The sequence below is a fragment of the Paraburkholderia flagellata genome (assembly GCF_021390645.1).
GTDB classification, from domain to species: Bacteria; Pseudomonadota; Gammaproteobacteria; order Burkholderiales; family Burkholderiaceae; genus Paraburkholderia; species Paraburkholderia flagellata.
Map to the genome: position 1 here is coordinate 107,871 of NZ_JAJEJT010000002.1, position 19,936 is coordinate 127,806.

A 19,936-nucleotide genomic window follows, 5' to 3' on the forward strand; every position below is an offset into this window, starting at 1 on the left:
CCTGCAATGCGCGGCAGCTTGAGAATACGGAATGTCATGAGCGCCAGCCTCCTGCCAGCAGCGATAGATCGGCGAGGGTGATGAACACGCTGATCGAGCCCGAAGCGGCCAGATAGCGGGGTTCCCAGCGCGGCGCGAACTTGTTCTTGAAGCCGCGCAGGCCCCGGAAGTTGTAGAAGCGGCCGCCGAAACGCCAGATGAAGCCCGCGAGCCTGTGCCACGACGAAGCGAGCGGCGAGGGACCCATGCCCGAGAGCGGCGCCATGCCGAGCGAGAGCGACTGGTAGCCGGCGGCCTTCAGATGCAGTGCGAGCTGCGTGAACAGATACTCCATCGCGTAGGGCGAGGCGCCGGGCAAATGGCGCATGACGCCCACCGTTGCATCGGTGTTCAGATCGGTTGTCATGAAGGTGACGAACGCGAGCGGCTCGCCGTTCTGGCGGATGAGCAACACGGACTGCGCGGCGAGATAGTCGTCGTCGAACGCGGCCACCGAGAAGCTCTTTTCGCGCGCTTCGCGGTCCTGCAGCCAGGCGTCGGAGATCGCGCGCAGCACGGGCAGGCTCGCGCCCATCTGCGTGGGCTCGATATGTTCGATCGAAAAGCCGTCGCGTTCGCCGCGCTTGAGCGCGTAGCGCAGATGCGCGCGCTGCGGACCCTTGAGGTCGAATTCTTGCAGCATCACGCGCGCTTCCTCGCCGAGCTTCATCAGCGTGAGACCGGCGTCGAGATAAAGCGGCAGCGCATCGGCGCGCACCTGGTAGAACGCCGCGCGGCCATTGTGCGCGTGCGCGAGTGTGACGAATTCCCGGATCAGCGCCGGCCACTCTTCGCGCGGGCCGACCGGGTCGTGCAGCGCCGCCCACGTGCGGCCGCGCTTCGCGTACATCAGGAACGCCTTGCGCGAGGCGGAGAAGAGGAAGCTCTTGTCGCCCATCAGCGCGAGGCCCGCGTCGCTGCGCTCCTGCGCGCGCACGATGCGCGCGGCCTCTTCGAGGTCTTCGCTCGGGGGCATCACGAAGCGGCCCGCGGCGGGGCGCAGCAGTTGCCACAGTGCGAGCGCGGCGGCGAACACGCCGGCGCCGAGCGTGGCGCGCAGTGCGCGCGGGGCGCGGCTGTGGAAGGCGAATTGCCACCAGAGGCTCTGCGAGTACTGCACGTCGCGGAACGCGAACAGCAGCACCCACACCGCGAGCGCGATCACACAGCCGACCGAGGCGAGCCAGGCCGGCGTGAAGCGCTCGGTGAACATCGACGAATGGCGGTTAAAGCGCTGGCGCGTGCCGAGGAGCAGCACGATCAGCACGCACAGTACGCCCGCTTCGACGAAGGCGAGGCCCTTGGCGAGCGAGAGCGCGAGGTTGGCCACGGCGATCACGAGCGCGAGCCACCAGGCGGCGTCCAGACGCCGCAGCAGGCCGCGCGCGACGAAGAGGAGCAACACACCGAAGAGACTGCCCAGCAATTGCGAGCTTTCGAGCACCCACAGCGGCACGATGGTTTGCAAGAGCGCGATGCGCTTGGAGAACGCGGGCGTGGCACCCGAGATCACGAGCATGCTGCCGGTCACGAACGTGACGATGGCGAGGAAGAGCGGCGCGAGCTGCGAGACGCCGTCGGCGCCGCGCTTCGCAAAGCGGGCGCTGAGCGGGGTTTTGAGCGCGCGGCCTTCGAATACCGCGAGCACGGCCGCCGCGAGCGCGAGCGGCGCGCCGAAGTAGATCGCGCGATACGCGAGCAGCGCGGCCAGCACCTTGGAGGTGGGCACGCTCGGCCCGAGCGCGTAGACCATCGCGGCTTCGAACACGCCGATGCCGCCGGGCGTGTGGCCGATCAGGCCGAGCAGCATGGCGGCGCAATAGACGGTGAGGAAGTCGGTGAAGCCGAGGAGCGCATGCGGCATGACCGACCAGAGCGCGAGCCCGGCGCCGACCACGTCGAGCGCGGCCAGCAGCAACTGTGCGACGAGGTCGCGCCGCGCGGGCACCGAAAAGCGCAGCCAGGCGCGGCCAAACGGCTCGATCTCGCGCGCGCGGGCAGGGCAGAGGATCACGAGCACCGCGCCGCAGCCGAGCACCACGCCGCCGATCAGGCGGAGTTCGTCGGGCGAGAGGTGCAGCAGGCCGGAGAGCGTGCCGGCGGCGCCCACCATGCCGAGCGCGGTCATGAGCACGAGCGCGAGGGCGAGCGTGACGCTCGTGAACACTGTCATGCGGCCGATCTGTGCCGGGGTGACGCCCGCACCGCCATACACGCGGCAACGCACGGCGCCGCCCGTGAGCGCGCCAAAGCCGGTGACATTACCGAGCGCCGAGCCGGCGATCGCGCCGGCCCACAACGCGCCGCGCGAGACGCTCGCGCCGAGGTAGCGCAGCCCCACCGCGTCGCGTCCGACCAGGGCGACGAAGCTCACGGCCGTGGCGGCGAGCGCGCCGGCCCATTGCACTGGCGTGAGCGTCCAGAGCTGGCGGATCACCGAGTGATAGTCGACCGTGCGCGAGAGGTGCTGGAACACGACGAGCAGCAGCGCGCAGATGCCGAGCGCGAAGACCGGCGCGACAAAGCGCTGCAGGTGCAGGGCTCCGGCACGGCGGCGCAGCGCCTCGAGGGCGCGCGCCGCGCGCGAAGAATGCGATTGAGACATGGATCGGTCTGGTGGCTCTCTGCGGTGTCGCCGTATCGACTGTTACAGCTTCCCCGGCGGTGACATCGCGTTTATTCGCGTTTTGCGCTTACGTTCTTTCGAGGCCGGCTCTCGCGCACCTCGCGCCGCGAACCGGAAAATCGAGCCGAATCGTAATCGTTCGGAAAGGACTGGTTAAGCTCAGCAAACGCATAGGACTGCCCGCCGGTTGACGCCAAAGCGTAAGAAACCGTTATTGGGTACGGATGAATCGGGCGCAAAGGCGTGTTCTAACTAGCGGATTTAATTGGGGAATAATGCCGCGCTGATTAATGTTTGCAAAACCTAATTAACAGATACGCGGAGCGGCAATGCACTTGTTAAGTTATGAGTAATGCGCGCGTGATTACCACAAACTGAAACGCTCGCCGAGTTGGCTGGTTCGTCGCAAGTCCTTGCGTGGCGGGCGTTGTGGGCGGATGCTCAGGGCATTGTTTCGCAGCGAGCGATAATCGTTCGGCAGGTATCCAGGCGCTTCCTGAAATCGCTGTCACTAATTCGAGACAGCTTCTTTAATCCTTTTACAATGCTCGATGGGCGAGTTAGTCTGCTTTGGTCAAGAGTTGTTTTACTGCGCCGGGAGAAAGACGTGAAAAGACTAGCCTTGACTTCCCTTTCGCTTGCTGCGCTCGGGGTGGCCGGCGCGGCTCAGGCACAGAACAGCGTGACGCTGTACGGGACCATCGACACCTCGATCACGTACGTCAACCACGCCGACGGCAGCAAGAACCTCTGGACGCTCGGCAACAGCAGCCTCGGCAATCTCTCCGGCTCGCGATGGGGTTTGAAGGGCGCCGAAGATCTCGGCGGCGGCCTCAAGGCGATCTTCCAGTTGGAAAACGGCTTCAACCCGTCGACGGGCTCGCTCGGGCAAGGCGGCAGGCTGTTCGGCCGCCAGGCGTACGTCGGCTTGACGGCCGAGCAGTACGGTTCGCTCACGCTGGGGCGGCAGTATGACCCGCTCATCGACCTCGTGCAGGGAATCACGGCGGACAACTATTTCGGCTCCGTGTTCGCAACGGCGGGCGACGTCGACAACTACGACAACAGCTTTCGCGTGAACAATGCCGTCAAGTACACGACGCCCGTGTGGAGCGGCCTGCAGGTCGCGGCGATGTACTCGTTCGGCGGAGTCGCGGGCTCGACGGGCGCCGAGCAGTCGTACTCGGCGGCACTGAACTACACCAACGGACCGCTCGCGCTCGCAGGCGGTTACTTCTACGCGACGAACAGCCAGGCCGTGAACGGCATACGCACCGGCGGCTGGACGAGCACCTCGGATGGCACCTTCGACGGCCCGATCAACTCCGGCTACACCACGGCGCACTCGCTTGCCATCGCGCGCGCGGCGGCGCAGTACCAGCTCGGCCAGTTCACCTTCGGCCTCGGCTACAGTAATGCGCGCTACGCGCCGGACGGCAGCTCGGTGTTCCTCAATACCCAGAAGTACAACACCGGCCAGGGCTTCCTGAACTATCAGCTGACTCCGGTGCTGCTCCTGGGCGTGGGCTACAGCTATACGCATGCCAATGGCGATACGACGGCGAGCTACAACCAGGTCTCGCTCGGCGCGGACTACAGCCTTTCGAAGCGCACCGACCTCTACATGACGGCAGCGTGGCAGCACGCGAGCGGCGATACTGGCAACGGCTCCGGCGGCTCGATGCCGGCTGAGGCGTCGGTCGGATCGTATGGCTACGCGGGCACGTCGAACCAAACCATCGTGAACCTCGGGCTGCGGCACAAGTTCTGATTCAGCGTCTGTCTTACGACGCCGGATGCGCCCGTTGGGCGGCGCATCCGGCGTTTTGGCGTTTACAGCTTTAGCTTCGGCTTAGAGCGCGTGCGGCGCGCGGGCTTCACGCCTCGCGCGAACGCCGTAGCGTGAGCAGCGCAAGCCAGGCGGCAAGGCGCTCCATACAGCGCCGCCCGCCCGCAAACGGCGGCTGCCATGCGCTCGTGATGCTCACGCGCGCCGGCAACGCGGCATCGGTGCTGAGCCAGATGCGCTCGCCACGTTCGAGGCGGAGCGTCTCGCCCGGCTGCAGCCAGTGGTCGTAGGGTGAGCGGGCGCGCGTGACCCACACCTGTGCTGCCTGAACCCGCAGCGTCGCGGATGCATTCACGCGCCAGGTGAGCGTGCGCCTGGGCGGCACGGCGAAGTGGACCGATTGCGAGGGCAGCGGATCGTCGAAGCGGTCGGTTGCGTCTGCAACGGTCAGCGGAGCGGGTTGTGAAGCTGCCTGAAATGCGTCATCCATCGTTTTCTCCATATTTTGGAGCCGACGAACGGAGCGCTGCCACCCAGAAAAACAAAAAGCCCCGTCGATGCCGGCGGGGCTTGTGATTTGCGTGACGACAGACTGCTAGTACGCACACCATCCCCGTGGGTTACCCGTATGGGTTTTCCACGGATGATTCATCGTGTTTGCGATGACGAGGAGGGTGGAGGAAGTGTGCATGGGTCGAGTGTGCGGGGTGCCTCGCAGCGCTGTCAACCTGAAATGCTTAAATGGCTTTCGCAGCCTTAGGTTGTGTTGCGCGCGAGTCTCGTCTGCCGCTTTCCATGACGCGATCGTGCCCTTCGATGGCATATTCCCTTGCGGGCGGTGCCTGTTTCTCACTAGCATTGGTTGTTTTCATAAATATCCGGCTAGATGTACCCAGAATGTGGGATCGCAGCCTTGCTAAGACCCCGAAACATTGAAGTGTTGTGTGGAAACGACCGCATCTGATATATCACATACAGAATATTGCTTTCTGTCGCAACGCAGCATATGATTGAGTCATTCGATTACTCAATCATGCGGAGCTTCAAATGGATTTCGTTTCTCTCGCACTTTTCGGTGCAGCGGTCGTGGGTCTGGGTGCGGCTGCTACGGTCATGATCGCCAGGTGGCTGCCGCCGTCTGCTATCGAGCAGGCCGCACAGCATGGCCGGTACGCCGGTTTGGGCGAAGCGCCGCGCGCGAAGGCGGTGCGTCGTGCACAATTCGGTCCGCGAATCCGTCCGCAGGTCGGAAAAGAGGTAATCAATGTCGTCAGAACAAACTGAAGTTGTAGCAAGCCGGGAAGCGGCGCCGCTCAAGCTGGTGCTGCAGCCCATCAATGCAACACTGAGCCTGCGCGATCAGGCCTACGCCATGCTGCGCCAGGCCATTGCCGACGCCGACATCTACCAGACACGCGAGGAAATCCGACTCGACGAGCGCGTGCTGAGCGAATCGCTCGGCGTGAGCCGTACGCCGGTGCGCGAGGCCATGACGCTGCTCGAGCAGGAAGGATTCCTGCGCATGGTGCCCCGCCGCGGCATCTATATCGTGCGCAAGAGCAAGCGCGAGATCGTGGAGATGATCCAGATGTGGGCGGCGCTCGAAAGCATGGCCGCACGCCTCGCCACGATCCACGCCACAGACGAGGAAATCGCACGGCTGCGCCACATGTTCGACGACTTCCGCGACAGCACGCCAGCCGAGCATATCGCCGAGTACTCGGACGCGAACATCGCGTTCCACCAGGCGATTGTCGAGCTCTCCAGGTCGCAGATCATCCTCGACACCATCAAGAACATCTTCGTGCACGTGCGCGCCATTCGCCGCATGACGATCTCGCAGAGCGACCGGGCTTCGCGCTCGATCGTCGACCATCTGCGCATTATCGAGGCGCTCGAGAAGCGCGACACCGAACTGGCGGAAAAGCTCGTGCGCCAGCATTCGCTCGATCTCGCGGTCTTCGTAGAGAAGAACTGCGACTTCCTTGACTGAAGCGGGCAACTAGCGCTGCGATCAACGCAAGACGGGAGACCTTTGGGTCTCCCGTCTTGCGTTTACGTCCACTCGCGGCCTGCTCGCGGCCTATTCGCGGCCGCCGCCGGCCGACTTTATGCGCATCAACCCCTGGGATCCCTGACTAAATCACGGTCCCTTACAGCCATCCTTCACACGGTATCTGGCATATCAGGCGCGGTAGAGGCTCGGGGTTTTCCCTCGTGTGCGCCGCGTCAACGACGTCAAATTTGGCCAAAAACCATACTGGACAAGGCTTTGGCGCGATTCTAGTGGCATTCCCGATAAGCAATTCCCCTCTTGCCTCACACTGATATATCACATACCGTATTGCTCAAGGACGCAGATGTCGCGCCGCGGCGCGAAACGCCTCTGCCCACGCAACCCCACCGATTTTTCGAAAACTCGCCCGGCCACGATTAGATAAGGAGACATGACATGGGCAAGGCATTGAACGGCGTGCGCATCCTCGATTTCACGCACGTGCAGTCGGGACCCACCTGCACGCAACTGCTCGCCTGGTTCGGCGCGGACGTGATCAAGGTAGAGCGCGTAGGCGCTGGCGACATCACGCGGGAACAGCTGCGCGACCTGCCGGATGCGGACAGCCTCTACTTCACGATGCTCAACGGCAACAAGCGCTCGCTCACGCTCGACACGAAGAACCCGCAAGGCAAGCGCGTGCTGGAGCGGCTCATTCGCGACTGCGACGTACTGGTCGAGAACTTCGCGCCGGGCGCGCTCGAGCGCATGGGCTTCAGCTGGGAACATATACAGACGCTGAACCCGCGCATGATCGTCGCCTCGGTGAAGGGCTTCGGCCCTGGGCCCTATGAGGACTGCAAGGTCTACGAGAACGTCGCGCAGTGCGTGGGCGGCGCGGCGTCGACCACCGGCTTCGACGACGGCCCGCCGGTCGTTTCCGGCGCGCAGATCGGCGACAGCGGTACGGGCCTGCATCTCGCGCTCGGTATCGTCACGGCGCTCTATCAGCGCACACACACGGGGCGCGGCCAAAAGGTGCTCGCGGCCATGCAGGACGGCGTGCTCAACCTCTGCCGCGTGAAGCTGCGCGACCAGCAGCGGCTCGAACGCACCGGCGTCATGAAGGAGTACCCGCAGTACCCCAACGACAGCTTCGGCGAAGCGGTGCCGCGCGCCGGCAATGCGTCGGGTGGCGGGCAGCCGGGCTGGATCCTCAAGTGCAAGGGGTGGGAGACCGATCCGAACGCCTATATCTACTTCATCGCGCAGGCACCCGTGTGGGACCGCATCTGCAAGCTGATTGGGCGCGAGGAGTGGATCGACGACCCGGACTACGCCACGCCGAACGCACGCCTGCCGCGCCTGAAGGCGATCTTCGACGAGATCGAGCACTGGACCATGAACCGCACGAAGTTCGACGCGATGGCCGTGCTCAACCGTTACGACATTCCATGCGGCCCGATTCTCTCGATGAAGGAGATCGCGAGCGACGAATCGCTGCGCGCGAGCGGCACGATCGTCGAGGTGGATCACCCTGTGCGTGGCAAGTACCTCACGGTGGGCAACCCGATCAAGCTCTCGGACAGCCCGACGGAGGTCACGCGTTCGCCGATGCTCGGTGAACACACCGACGAGGTGCTCGCCGAATTCGGCTACACGAAGGACGAGATCCACTCGCTGCGCGCCTCTGGCGCCGTTTGAAATCAGGGGAGCGAAACATGGAAACGTGGATGCGTTTGATGGCGAGCGACGGGAGCATTGTGTTCGGCCGCGTCGAGAACGGTTACCTGCACGAATACGAAGGGCTCGATCAGCCGGTGCCCACTGGCGCGGTGCTGTCGCTGCGCGCGCTCACGCCGCTTGCGCCTTGTGCGCCCGGCAAGGTGGTCGCGCTCTGGAACAATTTTCACGCGCTCGCCGCGAAGCTGGAAAAGCCGGTGCCTTCGCACCCGCTTTTCCTCATCAAGCCGGCGGCTTCGGTGATCGGCTCTTCGGAATTGATTCGGCGTCCTGCCCACTATGCGGGAAAAATCGTGTTCGAAGGCGAACTCGGCATCGTGATCGGCAAGCGCTGTCGCGATGTGAGCGTCGAGGAAGCCGAGTCGGCAATCTTCGGCTACACGATCGTCAACGACGTCACGGCTGCGGGCCTCATCACCGAGAATCCGCACTTCCCGCAATGGTGCAGAGCCAAAGGTTTCGATACGTTCTGTTGTCTGGGCCCGGCGATCGTTTCCGGGTTCGACTGGCAGCGCGCACGCGTCGTCACGAAACTCGATGGTGTGGAGCGGCAGAATTATCCGCTCAACGACATGGTGTTTTCGCCGGCGCAGCAGGTGAGCCTCATTTCGCAGGACCTGACGCTCGAACCGGGCGACGTGATCGCGTGCGGCACCTCACTCGGCGTAGGTTCGATCGTTGATGGCGCAACTGTCGAGGTCAGCATCGAAGGGATAGGTATGTTGAGCAATACGCTGGGCACCGCATGCGCGCAAAGCGAGTCGCTTGCTGCCGTAGAGGGCGCGGGCTGATGCTGTGAACTGAAGGCGTAAAACCAAAGACGCGCGGCAGACATGCCGCGCGAGGAGGAGAGATGCCGGACCAACTGGCTGGCGACCTGGTGTGGCTGGGCGCTGGCGCGCTGTTCGCATGGCTCGGCTGTGCATTTGCACAATTGGCGGCGCTCGCGCCGGTGCGCGCGTGGCCTTCGTCGCGTTCTTGCGCTGCGCCGCGCTGCGCAAAGCGTGCTGGTGCATCGCACAAGCATCGGCTCGCCTTCGCTATTTCGTTCGCATTGCTACTGACCGTGCCGCCTGGCCTGATCGCTGCGGGCTGGATGCATTCGATGGATGCGACGGTCGCTGTCGAAGCGGGTGTGCTGGGCGGTTTGTGCCTCGCGGGCCGGCGCGACCTCACGCGGCGCGCCCGGACGGCGGCGCTGCTGGGGGGTGTGTCGGGCGCGAGTGTCTTGATCGGCGCTTTCGTTGCCTGCGTGTTGCAGCTTGAACGTAGTTCGATCGAACGCGTGGCGCTGTTCGTCGCGGTGGCGACCGGCGCATTGCTGATCGGCGGCGCGCTGAGTTTGTTCAGCCGTGGCGCGCGAGCGAGCGGCGCGGCGCGCAGGCGCGTGCCGTTCGGCCGCGGCGACCGCGTCATGCATGTCATCGCGCTGTTGCTTGCCGTGGCGCTCGGCTATGGGTTCCTGAGCGAGCGTGCTCGCCCCGAATTCGAAATCTCCATACTGGTCGCGGCGAGCGTGCTGTGTGCGGCGCTGGGCGCGCGGCTTACGAGCGGCGCGCGGCGACCGCGGCTCGCGCGTACGGGCGCTGTCGAGGCGTTACCGGCACGTGATCCCTTTAGCGCGACATTCAACGCGAGCTTCGCGGGTGTGCCGGACGAACTGCTGGTCGCGGCCTGCGGCAGTGGAGCGTTCGAACCCGCGTGGCTGGCCGCGAACGACACACCGCATGGCGGCCCAGGGCGCGCGGTTCATCACGCGTCGCAGGACTTGCCACGGCGGCGGCGCAGCCGGAGCGGCGCGTTGCGTCAGCGGCAAGGGCCGCACTGAGGCCATCTGCGGGACCAGGGGACACCACAGAACGCGCAACACGACGCGAATGATTAGTCATGCATGATAGTTTGCGGCCCAGCCATAAAACCTTACTTATGCAAACTCGCTTCTGACACTTTCGTAATGTTCTCGATGAGCGCTGCCCCTTCCTCCATGAGGAAGCGCTTGAAAGCGAGCGCGACGGGCGGCAGGCGCTTGTTTTTCCGGTGCACGACGTACCAGTTGAGCATGACCGGGAAGCCTTCGACGTCGAGCACCGTGAGGTGGCCGACCTGCAATTCGAGGCTGATGGTGTGCGCCGAGAGAAACGCGATGCCCATGCCCGCGATCACGGCCTGCTTGATCGTCTCGGTGCTCTGAATCTCCATGGCGATCTTGAGGTTCGTGATCTTCCCGGCGAAACCCTCCTCCATTGAGTTCCAGGTGTCCGAGCCGCGCTCGCGCACGATGAACGCCTCGTTGGCAAGCGTGCTGAGCTTGATGGCGCGCTTGTGCGCGAGCGGATGCGTGGGCGCCGCGACGATCACGTACGGGTGCGGCGCAAACGGCTCGTTGATGGCGTCGGTCGCGTGCGGCGGACGCACCATCACGGCGAGATCGGTCTGGTTGGTGGCGAGCTGCTGGAGCAACTGCTCGCGGTTGTGCACGGAGAGATTGAGCGCGACGCCCTTGTAGCGGCGCGTGAATTCGGCCAGCAGACGCGGAAAGAAGTAATCGCCCGCGCTAATGACGGCCACGTTGAGCTTGCCGCCCGAGACGCCCTTTAGCTGGCTCATCGCCTCGTCGACTTCGTGGAACTGCTGCATGATCGCGCGGCTGTAGTGAAGCATCTCCGTGCCCGCGGGCGTGAGATAGATCTTCTTGCCGAGCTGCTCGAAGAGCGGCAGGCCCGCGTGATCTTCGAGCTGCCGAACCTGCGTGGAAACGGCCGGCTGGGTGAGATGCAGTTCCTCCGCAGCACGCGAAAAACTGAGGTGGCGCGCCACGGTCTCGAAGACCTTGAGCTGGCGCAGCGTGGCGTTTCGCATCGTCATGGCTGAACCATAAGGGATACTGAATCAACATAATAACAAACTTTAATTGTGAGTAATTCAGCAATCACCCTAGCATAAGTTGAAAGGCGTCCGAATGCCGCGCGGCATGCCCGAAGCTATGTTCGGGTTAACGCTCGGAAATGTGATTTCATAAGGGACAACGCGTAGAAAATCCCTTGTTTCGCGATATTTTCGAGGCCATGCCGCAATGCCAGGGTGAATGAGGATTGACGAATTTCCATTCGAATTTCTGATTCATCCGGTGAATAAAAAACGCAACGGAACGAAGTAAAAAATTAAAACCATAAGCAAAGATTTATGCAGACCCGTAATCATGCAGGCTGCAATGAATAGATAGCGGAGACAAGCGATATGAATGCAATCGGTCAGAGGAGCGAGAGCGGTCCGTTCTGGACGAACCGCTGGTTTCAACTGGTGGTGGGCATGCTATGCATGGCGCTCGTTGCCAACCTGCAATACGCATGGACGTTGTTCGTCGCGCCGATGAATTCGCGCCATCACTGGGGCCAGGCGGAGATTCAACTGGCGTTCTCGATTTTCATTTTGACCGAGACCTGGCTCGTGCCGGTGGAAGGCTGGCTGGTCGACAAGTTCGGCCCGCGTCCGGTCGTGGCGGGTGGTGCGGTTTGCGCAGGCCTCGCCTGGGTGATCAACTCCTACGTCACGACGCTGCCGATGCTCTACGTTTCGGCCGTGATCGCGGGCATCGGCGCGGGCGGCGTGTACGGAACCTGCGTAGGCAACGCGCTCAAGTGGTTCCCGGACCGCCGCGGCCTCGCCGCGGGCCTCACGGCCGCGGGCTTCGGCGCCGGCGCCGCCGTGACGGTGATTCCCATTGCGAACATGATCACGCGCTCAGGCTACGAGCACACGTTCTTCTTTTTCGGCGTGCTCCAGGGCGTATCGATTCTGGTGCTTTCGTTCCTGCTCGTGAAGCCCGTGACGCGCCCCATCACCGCGGCTGGCCGCCGTCTCGTCTCGCGCGTCGACTACACGCCGGGGCAGATGGTCAAGCAGCCGGTGTTCTGGGTGATCTACATCTGCTTCGTCGCGGTGGCCGCTGGCGGCTTGATGGCAACGGCGCAGATCGGACCGATCGCCAAGGACTGGGGCCTCGCCCGCATTCCGATGACGGTGTTCGGTATGACGCTGCCGCTGCTCACGCTCACGCTCTCGATCGACAACATCTGCAACGGCTTTACGCGTCCGCTGTGCGGCTTCATCTCCGACAAGATCGGCCGTGAGAACGCGATGTTCCTGATCTTCGCCGGCGAAGGGCTCGCGCTGCTCGGCATGATGCAGTTCGGCACGAACCCGTATGCGTTCATGATTTTCGCCGCGCTGATCTTCCTGTTCTGGGGCGAGATCTTCTCGATCTTCCCGGCCATCTGCGCGGACACCTTCGGCAGCAAGTACGCCGCGTCCAATGCCGGCACGCTGTACACCGCCAAGGGCACCGCCGCGCTGCTCGTGCCGGTTGCCTCGGTACTGTCTGCTACGGGCGGCTGGAGCGCCGTGTTCATCGCGGCTGCGGTCATCACGATCGCGGCGGCCGTGAGCGCCAAGTTCATCCTCGCGCCGATGCGCAAGCGCCTGATCGAGCAGAGCAGCGAAGCGAGCAATGAGGCGAGCAACGAGCCCAACGTCACGCTGGCCACGAATACGGGCGCAGGATTGCCGCACTGGTCCAACCAGAGCGGCGAATGAGGCGCGCGGGCCCGCCATGTCGATGAACGTATCGCTCCAGCAACTCAAGGTGTTCGTCGCGGTGGCGCGGGCGCGCAGCTTCACGCGCGCCGCGCGCGAGTTCGGGCTCACGCAGTCGGCGGTGAGCCGCTGCGTGCGCGAACTGGAAGAGGCGGTCGAGCTCAAGCTCTTCGACCGCACCACGCGCCAGGTCGAGCTCACGCTCGCGGGCAGCGGCTTCGAGCGGCGCATCGGCCGCCTGCTCGACGAGATCGAGATGGCGCTCAACGAGGGTCGCGACGCCAACCAGGCGCATAGCGGCGTGGTGCTCGTGGCGAGCAACCCGGTGCTCTCGTCGACCTGGGTGCCCGCCGCGCTCGCGCGCTGCGCAGCGGCTTTTCCTTCGCTCACGCTGCAATTGCAGGACTTGCCGCAGGCGGCCGTGTTGCAGGCGGTCGAGCAGGGCGAGGCCGATTTCGGCGTGATCGCCGAAAGCGTGCCGTTTGCGAGCGGCAATCTCGACGTGCAGCCGCTTTCCGCCACGCCGCTATGCGCGCTTTTGCCCGCGCACCATCCGCTTGCGCTACAGGGGGCGCTGCGATGGGACGATCTCGCGCGCGAGCCGCTCGTCACGCTCAATCGCGACGCGGGTTGCCGCGGCGCGGTGATGCGCGCGCTGGACGGTCTGCGGCCCGAGGGGAGGCCGCTGCAGGAGTTCGCGCACGTGGCGGGCGTCGCGCGCATGGCGCAGCTCGGCATGGGCATTGGCGTGCTGCCGGTGTGCGCGGACGGCGCACGCGCAGGCCATGCGCATCGCTCGGGGGAAGTTGCGCACGCAACGTCTCACTGGCCCGCGCCCGCGGGGCCGCTCGTTACGCGCTTGCTGCATCCCGTCGTCAACGTGACGACGATGCTCGTGCGCCGCCGCCATCGTTCGCTGCGGCCTTGCGCTCAGGCGGCGTGGTCGCAGTTTATGGCCGATGGCTCCGCGCCAGATGGCTCGGACCCGGAGGCTTCATCGCAGGGCAACGAAGCGCTGCCGGAAACATCCATCGACGGCTCGCCGATGCGTGGCTCGAACGGCGCGCCGGTGCGCGTCGCGTTGCGCGCCGCCGATGCGCCGCCGCCACTTCAGGTGACCCGCACGCACGCACGCATCGAATAGCGTGCGTTTCCTTGTTCAGCAAAGCAAAACGGATCGCTCGATGCGATCCGTTTTGTCTTTCCAGCCCCCGTATCACCGCAAAAAAGGCGACGCACACGCCGCCCCTTCGCCGTCACTTAAGCCGGTTGCATCGCCATCCGCTCGCGCTGCTTGACCAACGCGAGCACCGTGTCGATGACCGGTGTCGGCTCGCCAACCAGCTTGCCCATTTCCTGCACGACGGTGATCAGCGGATCGATCTCCATCGGCCGGCCGGTTTCGAGGTCGACGAGCATCGAGGTCTTGTGCGCGCCCACCGCGCCCGCGCCGTCGATACGCCGCTCCACGTCCACGCGGAAGTTCACACCGAACTGCTCGGCAATGCGCTTGCCTTCGAGCATCATCGTGCGCGCGACGGCGCGCGTGGCCGGGTCGCTGGTGATGACGTCGAGCGTGGCATGCGTGAGTGCGCTGATCGGGTTGAAGCAGAGATTGCCCCACAGCTTGAGCCAGATTTCGTCGCGGATGTTTTCGCGGATCGGCGCATCGAACCCGGCGGCCTGCATGGCTTCGTGCAGTTGGACGATGCGCGGCGTGCGCTCGCCCGAAGGCTCGCCAATCGGAAACTTCTTGCCGTACACATGGCGGATCACGCCGGGCGCGTCGATTTCCGCGGCTGGATAGAGTACGCAGCCAATCGCGCGCTCGGGCGTGAGACGGTTCCATTGCGAGCCATCGGGGTCGATGCTTTCGAGCCGCGTGCCCGCGAACTTGCCGCCATGCTGGTAGAAGTACCAGTAGGGAATGCCATTGGTGCCCGTGACGATGGCCGTGTGCTTGCCGAGGAGCGGCTGCATCGCGTCGATCACGCCCGCCACCGAATGCGCCTTGAGCGTAACGATGACGACGTCCTGCACACCCAGTTCGCGCGGATCGGACGTGCATCGCACCTTCGCCACGTACTCCTCACCATCCATCAGCAGGCGCGCGCCGTTCTCGCGCATGGCGGCCAGATGCGGGCCGCGAGCAACGAAGCTCACGTCGGCGCCTGCGCGTGCGAGTTGCACGCCCATCATGCCTCCGATGGCGCCCGCCCCAAAGATGCAGATCTTCATGTTGAAACCCCAATGACGTTGAAAACCGCTTGTCCGCAGGTATTTTCGCGAGCGTTGGGGAAAAGCTACCCGCTCGCCGCGACCCCGGACGATGGTTTGAGCATAGGGGGTGCTGTCGATTAACGACAGTTAAAGTTTCTCTCGAAAATCATCAAGAGAAGCTTATGGACGAAGAGGCGTGGAACGAGGCCTTCAGGCGCGCCGCACGAGCAGGAAACTCACGCCAATCAGGCCGAGAAAAGCGCCGCAGGTGCGATTGAACCAGCGGCGCACGGTGGTGCGCGTGAGCCAGCGGCCGAGGTACATCCCGGCAAGTGAATAGAGTGCGATCGCCACGCATTCGAGCACGAGAAAGCTCGCGCCGAGCACACCGAACTGCGGTGCGATGGGCTTCGCGACATCGACGAATTGCGGCAGGAAGGCCGTGAAAACGAGAATCGCTTTGGGGTTGCCCGCCGCCACGAGGCACTCGCGCCACGCGAGGCGAGCGAGCGAGGCGTCGCTATCCATGCTCTCGCCGATGGGGTTGGCGTCGCTGCGCCAGAGTTGCACGGCGAGCCACACGAGGTAAGCGGCGCCCGCCAGCTTGATGACGAAGAAGACCGCCTCGGAAGCGCGCAGCACGACGGCAAGACCCGTGGCCGCGAGCGCGATCATCGCCGCGAACGAAACGAGCCGCCCTGCGCCGCCAAGGAACGCGCGCAGGAAACCGTGCCGCGCTGCCACGTTGATGGAGAGGAGATTGTTCGGCCCCGGCGCCATGTTCAGCGCGAAACAGGCGGGCAGAAAGAAGAGCCAGGCGGTAAGGGACATGATGACGCTCGGAGGTGGGCGCCGTGCGCGGCGCACCGTGAATCGCGCCATTGTAGCGCGGCTGGCGTGCCGCGCCTTGCCGCTCAATGGAAGACAGGCAGCATGAGAAAGAGCTTGATGGTGATGGCGTTGGCAATGTCGATAAAGAACGCGGCCACCATCGGCACCACGAGAAACGCAACATGGGAATGGCCAAAGCGGGCCGTCACCGCCTGCATGTTTGCAATCGCCGTGGGCGTTGCGCCGAGGCCAAAGCCGCAGTGGCCCGCCGAAAGCACGACGGCGTCGTAGTCCGCGCCCATCACGCGGAACGTCACGAAGATCGCGTAGACGACCATGAGCAGCGTTTGCGCAGCGAGGATCGTGAACACGGGAAGCGCGAGCGCGGCGAGGTCCCACAGGCGCAGCGTCATGAGCGCCATCGCGAGAAAGAGCGCGAGGCTCACATTGCCGATCAGCGCGACGGCATGCTCGGCCACGGGGCGCCCGGCGAGCGCGAGCCCATTGGCGAGCAGCACGGCCACGAACAGCACGCACACGAAGGTGGGCAGTTCGAACACGGTGCCCGCGATCAGGTCGGAGAGCGCGTCGCCCACAGCCAGGCTGATGGCGATGAGCGTGACCGTGTTGATGAACGCGCCCGGCGTGGTCGGCTGCTCGGCTTTCGGCTCTTCGAATGCGTAGGCGTCGGGCGTCGCCGCGCCGTTTGCGCCGGGAGCCGCGTCGCCAGCCTGCGTGCCGATACGCTTCATGAGGTGCTGCGCGACGGGGCCGCCCAGAATGCCGCCCATGATCAGCCCGAAAGTGGCGCAGGCAATGGCCGCTTCGGTGGCGGACTGCAGCCCGTGATGCTCGGTGAACACCGCCCCCCACGCCGCGCCCGTACCATGGCCGCCCGCAAGCGACACCGAGCCGCCCAGCAGCCCGAACAGCGGATCGACGCCGAACGCCATGGCGAGCGTGATGCCCAGCACGTTTTGCAGCACGAGCAGTGCGACCACCACGGCGAGAAAGCGCACGAGCACAGGGCCGCCGTGTTTCAGGTTGGCGAGGTTCGCATTGAGGCCGATGGTGGCGAAGAACGCTTGCATGAGCGGCGCTTGCAGCGAGGTGTCGAAGACCACGTCCATGTGCGCGAAGCTGTGCAGGCCGAACACGATCAGCGCGGCGACGATGCCGCCCGCCACGGGTTCGGGTATCGTCCATTTGCGCAGGACCGGCACGGCGGCGACGAGCCACTGGCCGGCCAGCAGCACGAGTGATGCGACGACGAGCGTTCCGTAGACTTTGATGTTCATTTCGGGTGTCCGGCGGGGCGGTGAGGGCGCAAGGCGGGCGGCGCATCTTTCGCGCACGGTACACCACGCGCTCGCGCGTTGCGCGCTTGGTGCGCAGTGACGCAAAACCGGGCGCCGGTTCCGGCCACGTTCGTTGCACGAAACGGGGTCCCACGCTTAAATACGCAAGCGCGGCCGCCGCGCTTACAGGACGAATATCCCCGCGTTTGCCCGTTTGCCAGGACGGCGCGAGATCGTACAAGAACCGGAGAAGGTCATGAATGGGAGCACCGTTGCTGAACGCGAGGCGGCCGGGCGTGCCGTGCGCGAGCGTTCGAAACGTTCGAGCCACAAGGAAACCGGCACCATCAAGCGCGATCCGCTCGCACTGCTGCGCGCGAGCAGCGAAGGCCGCGTGCCGAACCTCGTGCAACTGCGCTACGGGCGCATGATCGTCTCGCCGTTCACGTTCTTTCGCGGCAGCGCGATCCTCCAGGCGCACGATCTCGCCGGCGTGCCCAACACCGGCATGGCGATGGAGATTTGCGGCGACGCACATCTGCTGAACTTCGGCGCCTTCGCCACACCCGAGCGCCAGCTCGTGTTCGATCTCAACGACTTCGACGAGGTCGCGCCCGGCCCGTGGGAGTGGGATGTCAAGCGCCTCGTGGCGAGCTTCGTCGTGGCGGCGCGGCACATGCGCTACTCGCGCGGCGTGGCCGAGGAACTGGTGATGACGGCCGTGACCAGCTATCGCGACCGGCTGCGCCAATATGCGGAGTACGGCGCGCTCGATCTCTGGTACGACAAAATCACCTTCGATCGCATGGTCGAGACCGCGCTCACGCCCGAAGGCCGACGCCTGATCCGGCGCGGCATGGAGAAGGCCGCGAATCGCACGCACGAGAACCTGCTCGAAAAGCTCGCGGAGCGCGACGACGATCACTGGACGATTCACGACGTCCCGCCCGCGCTCTTTCACGTGCACGGCGTGAACACGCTGTTCGAGCCGGAAGACGACTGGTTCACGCTCGGCGACTGGCGCACGCTGATCGAGCCGATGTACGAGGATTACGCGAAGACGCTCGCGCCCGACCGGCGCGAACTGCTCGAACATTTCGCCATTCACGATCTGGTATTCAAGGTGGTCGGCGTGGGCAGCGTGGGCACGCGCTGCCTCGTAATGCTGCTCGTCGATCATCACGAGAAGCCGCTCTTCCTGCAGGTGAAAGAGGCACGGCGCTCGGTCGTTTCGCAGTACTTCAAGTCGCCTTCGATCAAACACGAAGGCGCGCGTGTCGTGCGCGGCCAGCGGCTCCTGCAGGCGGCGAGCGATATCTTCCTTGGCTGGACCACGGGACCTGCGGGGCGCCATTTTTACGTGCGTCAGTTGCGCGACATGAAGCTCTCGGTCGATCTCCAGCTGCTCGACAGCACACTGCTTTGCGGCTATGCGCGACTCTGCGGCTGGGCGCTTGCGCGCGCGCACGCGAAGTCGGGCAGCGCGGCCATCGAAATTGCTTCGTACATTGGCCGCAGCGATCTGTTCGCGGAGGCGCTCACGAGCTACGCGTTCAGCTATGCCGACCAGGTGGAGCGCGATTACGACGTGTTCATCAAGGCCGCGCGCAGCGGCGCGATCGTCGCGCGCAGCGAAGAGGACATGGCGGCCGATTTCCGCGTTTGAGCGGCGCTTAACTTCAGGCCGCAGGCGAGGCGCGCAACCGAACGCGCTATCCTTGCGCTTTTCCTTCGTCCCGCCGCGCATGAGCTTCGTACGCATGCCCGGCACGCGCCCATGCGTTTACGTCATATCGAAGTCTTTCACGCGATCATGCGCACCGGCTCGCTCTCCAAAGCGGCCGAGCTGCTGTGCGTTTCCCAGCCTGCTGTCAGCAAGGTGCTCGCCCATGCGGAGCGCAGCGCGGGCCTCAAGCTCTTCAGCCGCGCGCACGGCCGCCTGCAGCCCACGCGCGAGGCCGAACTGCTGTTCGCCGAGACGCAGAAGCTGCAATCGAACCTCGACAGCATTCGCGATCTCGCGCGCAATCTCGCGCTGCGTCCGCAAGGGCTGTTGCGCATCGGCTGTCTGCCCAGCCTTGGCATGAGCCTGATTCCGGCTGCCGTGCAGACGTTTCGCGCCGGCTATCCCGATGTGTCGCTCAAGATCCAGACGCGCCACACCGCCGAACTGCTCAACGCGCTGCTCACGCGCGAACTCGATCTGGGCGTTGCGCTCAATCCGCCCGCGCGGCCGGGCATTGCCGCAGTCGAACTCGCGCGCACGGCCGTGGTCTGCGTCGCGCCGCCCGACGAGCCCACGCCGGAACACGCGCCGCTCGCGTTGCGCGACCTGGTCGATGGCGAGTGGATCAGCATCGGCAACGTCGACCCGCTTGGCGAGGCGATCGGCAACCTGCTCGAAGCCGAAGGCGTGGACGACCGGCTCGCGGCAGTCGAGGCGCAAACGTGGCACGTCGCGCGCGCACTCGCGGCGCGCGGCATCGGCCGCGTGCTGCTCGACGAACTCAGCGCGCGCGGGGCGGGCGAGCCGGTGGCGATCCGGCGCGTCGAACCGGCGCTCACGGTCGGCGTGTTCGCCATGTGGCGCGAAGGCGGCATGGACTCGCAGGCAGGCAACGCATTCGTGGAAGTGCTGCGCGCAAGCCTCGCCGATTCTTGCGCGGCGTGACGGCGCGCGCAGCCTGCAATTTTGCGGCATAACGCGAGCCGCCCCGGCCCGCCGGTACAATCGCGCGCAGGGGAAGCGGCGCTGCACGCGCATCATGCGAACGAATGAGGGATCCACAGGAGAGACGGTT

General features: G+C 64.8%; 16 protein-coding genes. 10 read left to right on the top strand and 6 right to left on the bottom strand.

Features of this window, described 5'->3' with window-relative positions:
* Window positions 1-34: 34 nt before the first annotated feature.
* Window positions 35-2,644 carry a bifunctional lysylphosphatidylglycerol flippase/synthetase MprF gene (mprF, locus tag L0U83_RS14865; protein ID WP_233884146.1) on the bottom strand — a complete coding sequence of 870 codons (2,610 nt, stop codon included), beginning with the start codon at window positions 2,642-2,644 and terminating at the stop codon, window positions 35-37.
* 628 nt (window positions 2,645-3,272) lie between these two features.
* Between mprF and L0U83_RS14870 the strand changes: the two genes are divergently transcribed.
* Window positions 3,273-4,436, top strand: coding sequence for a porin (locus L0U83_RS14870; RefSeq protein ID WP_233884151.1), 1,164 nt, complete (start codon window positions 3,273-3,275; stop codon window positions 4,434-4,436).
* 106 nt (window positions 4,437-4,542) lie between these two features.
* Here the strand turns inward: L0U83_RS14870 and L0U83_RS14875 are convergent, their stop codons facing one another.
* Window positions 4,543-4,944, bottom strand: coding sequence for a DUF2917 domain-containing protein (locus L0U83_RS14875; RefSeq protein WP_233884153.1), 402 nt, complete (start codon window positions 4,942-4,944; stop codon window positions 4,543-4,545).
* Between the two features lie 557 nt (window positions 4,945-5,501).
* Between L0U83_RS14875 and L0U83_RS14880 the strand changes: the two genes are divergently transcribed.
* From L0U83_RS14880 to L0U83_RS14900, 5 genes are all read left to right on the top strand, one after another.
* The gene (locus tag L0U83_RS14880; RefSeq protein WP_233884154.1) at window positions 5,502-5,738 is read left to right on the top strand and encodes a hypothetical protein; all 237 of its coding nucleotides are present in this window, start codon (window positions 5,502-5,504) and stop codon (window positions 5,736-5,738) included.
* Window positions 5,719-6,447: a GntR family transcriptional regulator gene (locus L0U83_RS14885; RefSeq protein ID WP_233884155.1), complete on the top strand. Its 729-nt coding sequence runs from the start codon at window positions 5,719-5,721 to the stop codon at window positions 6,445-6,447. Before L0U83_RS14880 ends, L0U83_RS14885 begins: the two co-directional genes overlap by 20 nt.
* Before the next feature lie 459 nt (window positions 6,448-6,906).
* Window positions 6,907-8,154, top strand: coding sequence for a formyl-CoA transferase (frc, locus tag L0U83_RS14890; RefSeq protein ID WP_233884156.1), 1,248 nt, complete (start codon window positions 6,907-6,909; stop codon window positions 8,152-8,154).
* A 17-nt stretch (window positions 8,155-8,171) separates the two neighbouring features.
* Window positions 8,172-8,984, top strand: coding sequence for a fumarylacetoacetate hydrolase family protein (locus L0U83_RS14895; RefSeq protein WP_233884157.1), 813 nt, complete (start codon window positions 8,172-8,174; stop codon window positions 8,982-8,984).
* A gap of 62 nt (window positions 8,985-9,046) precedes the next feature.
* Window positions 9,047-10,021: a hypothetical protein gene (locus L0U83_RS14900; protein WP_233884159.1), complete on the top strand. Its 975-nt coding sequence runs from the start codon at window positions 9,047-9,049 to the stop codon at window positions 10,019-10,021.
* A gap of 92 nt (window positions 10,022-10,113) precedes the next feature.
* Here L0U83_RS14900 and L0U83_RS14905 read toward each other — a convergent pair whose 3' ends face one another.
* Window positions 10,114-11,058, bottom strand: a complete 945-nt coding sequence (locus tag L0U83_RS14905; protein ID WP_233884163.1) for a LysR family transcriptional regulator — start codon at window positions 11,056-11,058, stop codon at window positions 10,114-10,116.
* 372 nt (window positions 11,059-11,430) lie between these two features.
* On the opposite strand from L0U83_RS14905, the gene oxlT reads away from it, so the two are divergent.
* Window positions 11,431-12,786: an oxalate/formate MFS antiporter gene (gene oxlT, locus L0U83_RS14910; protein WP_233884164.1), complete on the top strand. Its 1,356-nt coding sequence runs from the start codon at window positions 11,431-11,433 to the stop codon at window positions 12,784-12,786.
* A gap of 22 nt (window positions 12,787-12,808) precedes the next feature.
* Window positions 12,809-13,930: a LysR family transcriptional regulator gene (locus L0U83_RS14915; RefSeq protein WP_233886523.1), complete on the top strand. Its 1,122-nt coding sequence runs from the start codon at window positions 12,809-12,811 to the stop codon at window positions 13,928-13,930.
* Window positions 13,931-14,046: 116 nt separating this feature from the next.
* Here the strand turns inward: L0U83_RS14915 and L0U83_RS14920 are convergent, their stop codons facing one another.
* The 3 genes from L0U83_RS14920 to gltS form a co-directional block, all read right to left on the bottom strand.
* Complete coding sequence (locus tag L0U83_RS14920; protein WP_233884166.1) at window positions 14,047-15,024, bottom strand: 2-dehydropantoate 2-reductase; 978 nt, start codon at window positions 15,022-15,024, stop codon at window positions 14,047-14,049.
* Window positions 15,025-15,216: 192 nt separating this feature from the next.
* Window positions 15,217-15,837, bottom strand: a complete 621-nt coding sequence (locus tag L0U83_RS14925) for a LysE family translocator (RefSeq protein WP_233884168.1) — start codon at window positions 15,835-15,837, stop codon at window positions 15,217-15,219.
* An 83-nt stretch (window positions 15,838-15,920) separates the two neighbouring features.
* On the bottom strand, window positions 15,921-17,135 hold the full coding sequence (gene gltS, locus L0U83_RS14930) for a sodium/glutamate symporter (protein WP_233884170.1): 1,215 nt from the start codon (window positions 17,133-17,135) through the stop codon (window positions 15,921-15,923).
* Between the two features lie 256 nt (window positions 17,136-17,391).
* On the opposite strand from gltS, the gene L0U83_RS14935 reads away from it, so the two are divergent.
* Entirely contained in the window at window positions 17,392-18,801 is a 1,410-nt protein-coding gene (locus L0U83_RS14935; protein ID WP_233884172.1) for a DUF2252 domain-containing protein, read from the top strand.
* Window positions 18,802-18,912: 111 nt separating this feature from the next.
* The gene (locus L0U83_RS14940) at window positions 18,913-19,806 is read left to right on the top strand and encodes a LysR family transcriptional regulator (protein ID WP_233884174.1); all 894 of its coding nucleotides are present in this window, start codon (window positions 18,913-18,915) and stop codon (window positions 19,804-19,806) included.
* The last annotated feature ends 130 nt before the right edge of the window (window positions 19,807-19,936 follow it).

Bases quoted from the DNA above. Each gene is read 5' to 3' on its own strand.
- L0U83_RS14935 (WP_233884172.1), top strand. From the start codon at position 17,392: ATGAATGGGAGCACCGTTGCTGAACGCGAGGCGGCCGGGCGTGCCGTG.
- frc (WP_233884156.1), top strand. From the start codon at position 6,907: ATGGGCAAGGCATTGAACGGCGTGCGCATCCTCGATTTCACGCACGTG.
- L0U83_RS14875 (WP_233884153.1), bottom strand. From the start codon at position 4,944: ATGGATGACGCATTTCAGGCAGCTTCACAACCCGCTCCGCTGACCGTT.
- L0U83_RS14880 (WP_233884154.1), top strand. From the start codon at position 5,502: ATGGATTTCGTTTCTCTCGCACTTTTCGGTGCAGCGGTCGTGGGTCTG.
- L0U83_RS14895 (WP_233884157.1), top strand. From the start codon at position 8,172: ATGGAAACGTGGATGCGTTTGATGGCGAGCGACGGGAGCATTGTGTTC.
- L0U83_RS14900 (WP_233884159.1), top strand. From the start codon at position 9,047: ATGCCGGACCAACTGGCTGGCGACCTGGTGTGGCTGGGCGCTGGCGCG.
- L0U83_RS14940 (WP_233884174.1), top strand. From the start codon at position 18,913: ATGCGTTTACGTCATATCGAAGTCTTTCACGCGATCATGCGCACCGGC.
- mprF (WP_233884146.1), bottom strand. From the start codon at position 2,644: ATGTCTCAATCGCATTCTTCGCGCGCGGCGCGCGCCCTCGAGGCGCTG.
- L0U83_RS14915 (WP_233886523.1), top strand. From the start codon at position 12,809: ATGAACGTATCGCTCCAGCAACTCAAGGTGTTCGTCGCGGTGGCGCGG.
- L0U83_RS14905 (WP_233884163.1), bottom strand. From the start codon at position 11,058: ATGACGATGCGAAACGCCACGCTGCGCCAGCTCAAGGTCTTCGAGACC.
- L0U83_RS14885 (WP_233884155.1), top strand. From the start codon at position 5,719: ATGTCGTCAGAACAAACTGAAGTTGTAGCAAGCCGGGAAGCGGCGCCG.
- L0U83_RS14920 (WP_233884166.1), bottom strand. From the start codon at position 15,024: ATGAAGATCTGCATCTTTGGGGCGGGCGCCATCGGAGGCATGATGGGC.
- L0U83_RS14925 (WP_233884168.1), bottom strand. From the start codon at position 15,837: ATGTCCCTTACCGCCTGGCTCTTCTTTCTGCCCGCCTGTTTCGCGCTG.
- gltS (WP_233884170.1), bottom strand. From the start codon at position 17,135: ATGAACATCAAAGTCTACGGAACGCTCGTCGTCGCATCACTCGTGCTG.
- oxlT (WP_233884164.1), top strand. From the start codon at position 11,431: ATGAATGCAATCGGTCAGAGGAGCGAGAGCGGTCCGTTCTGGACGAAC.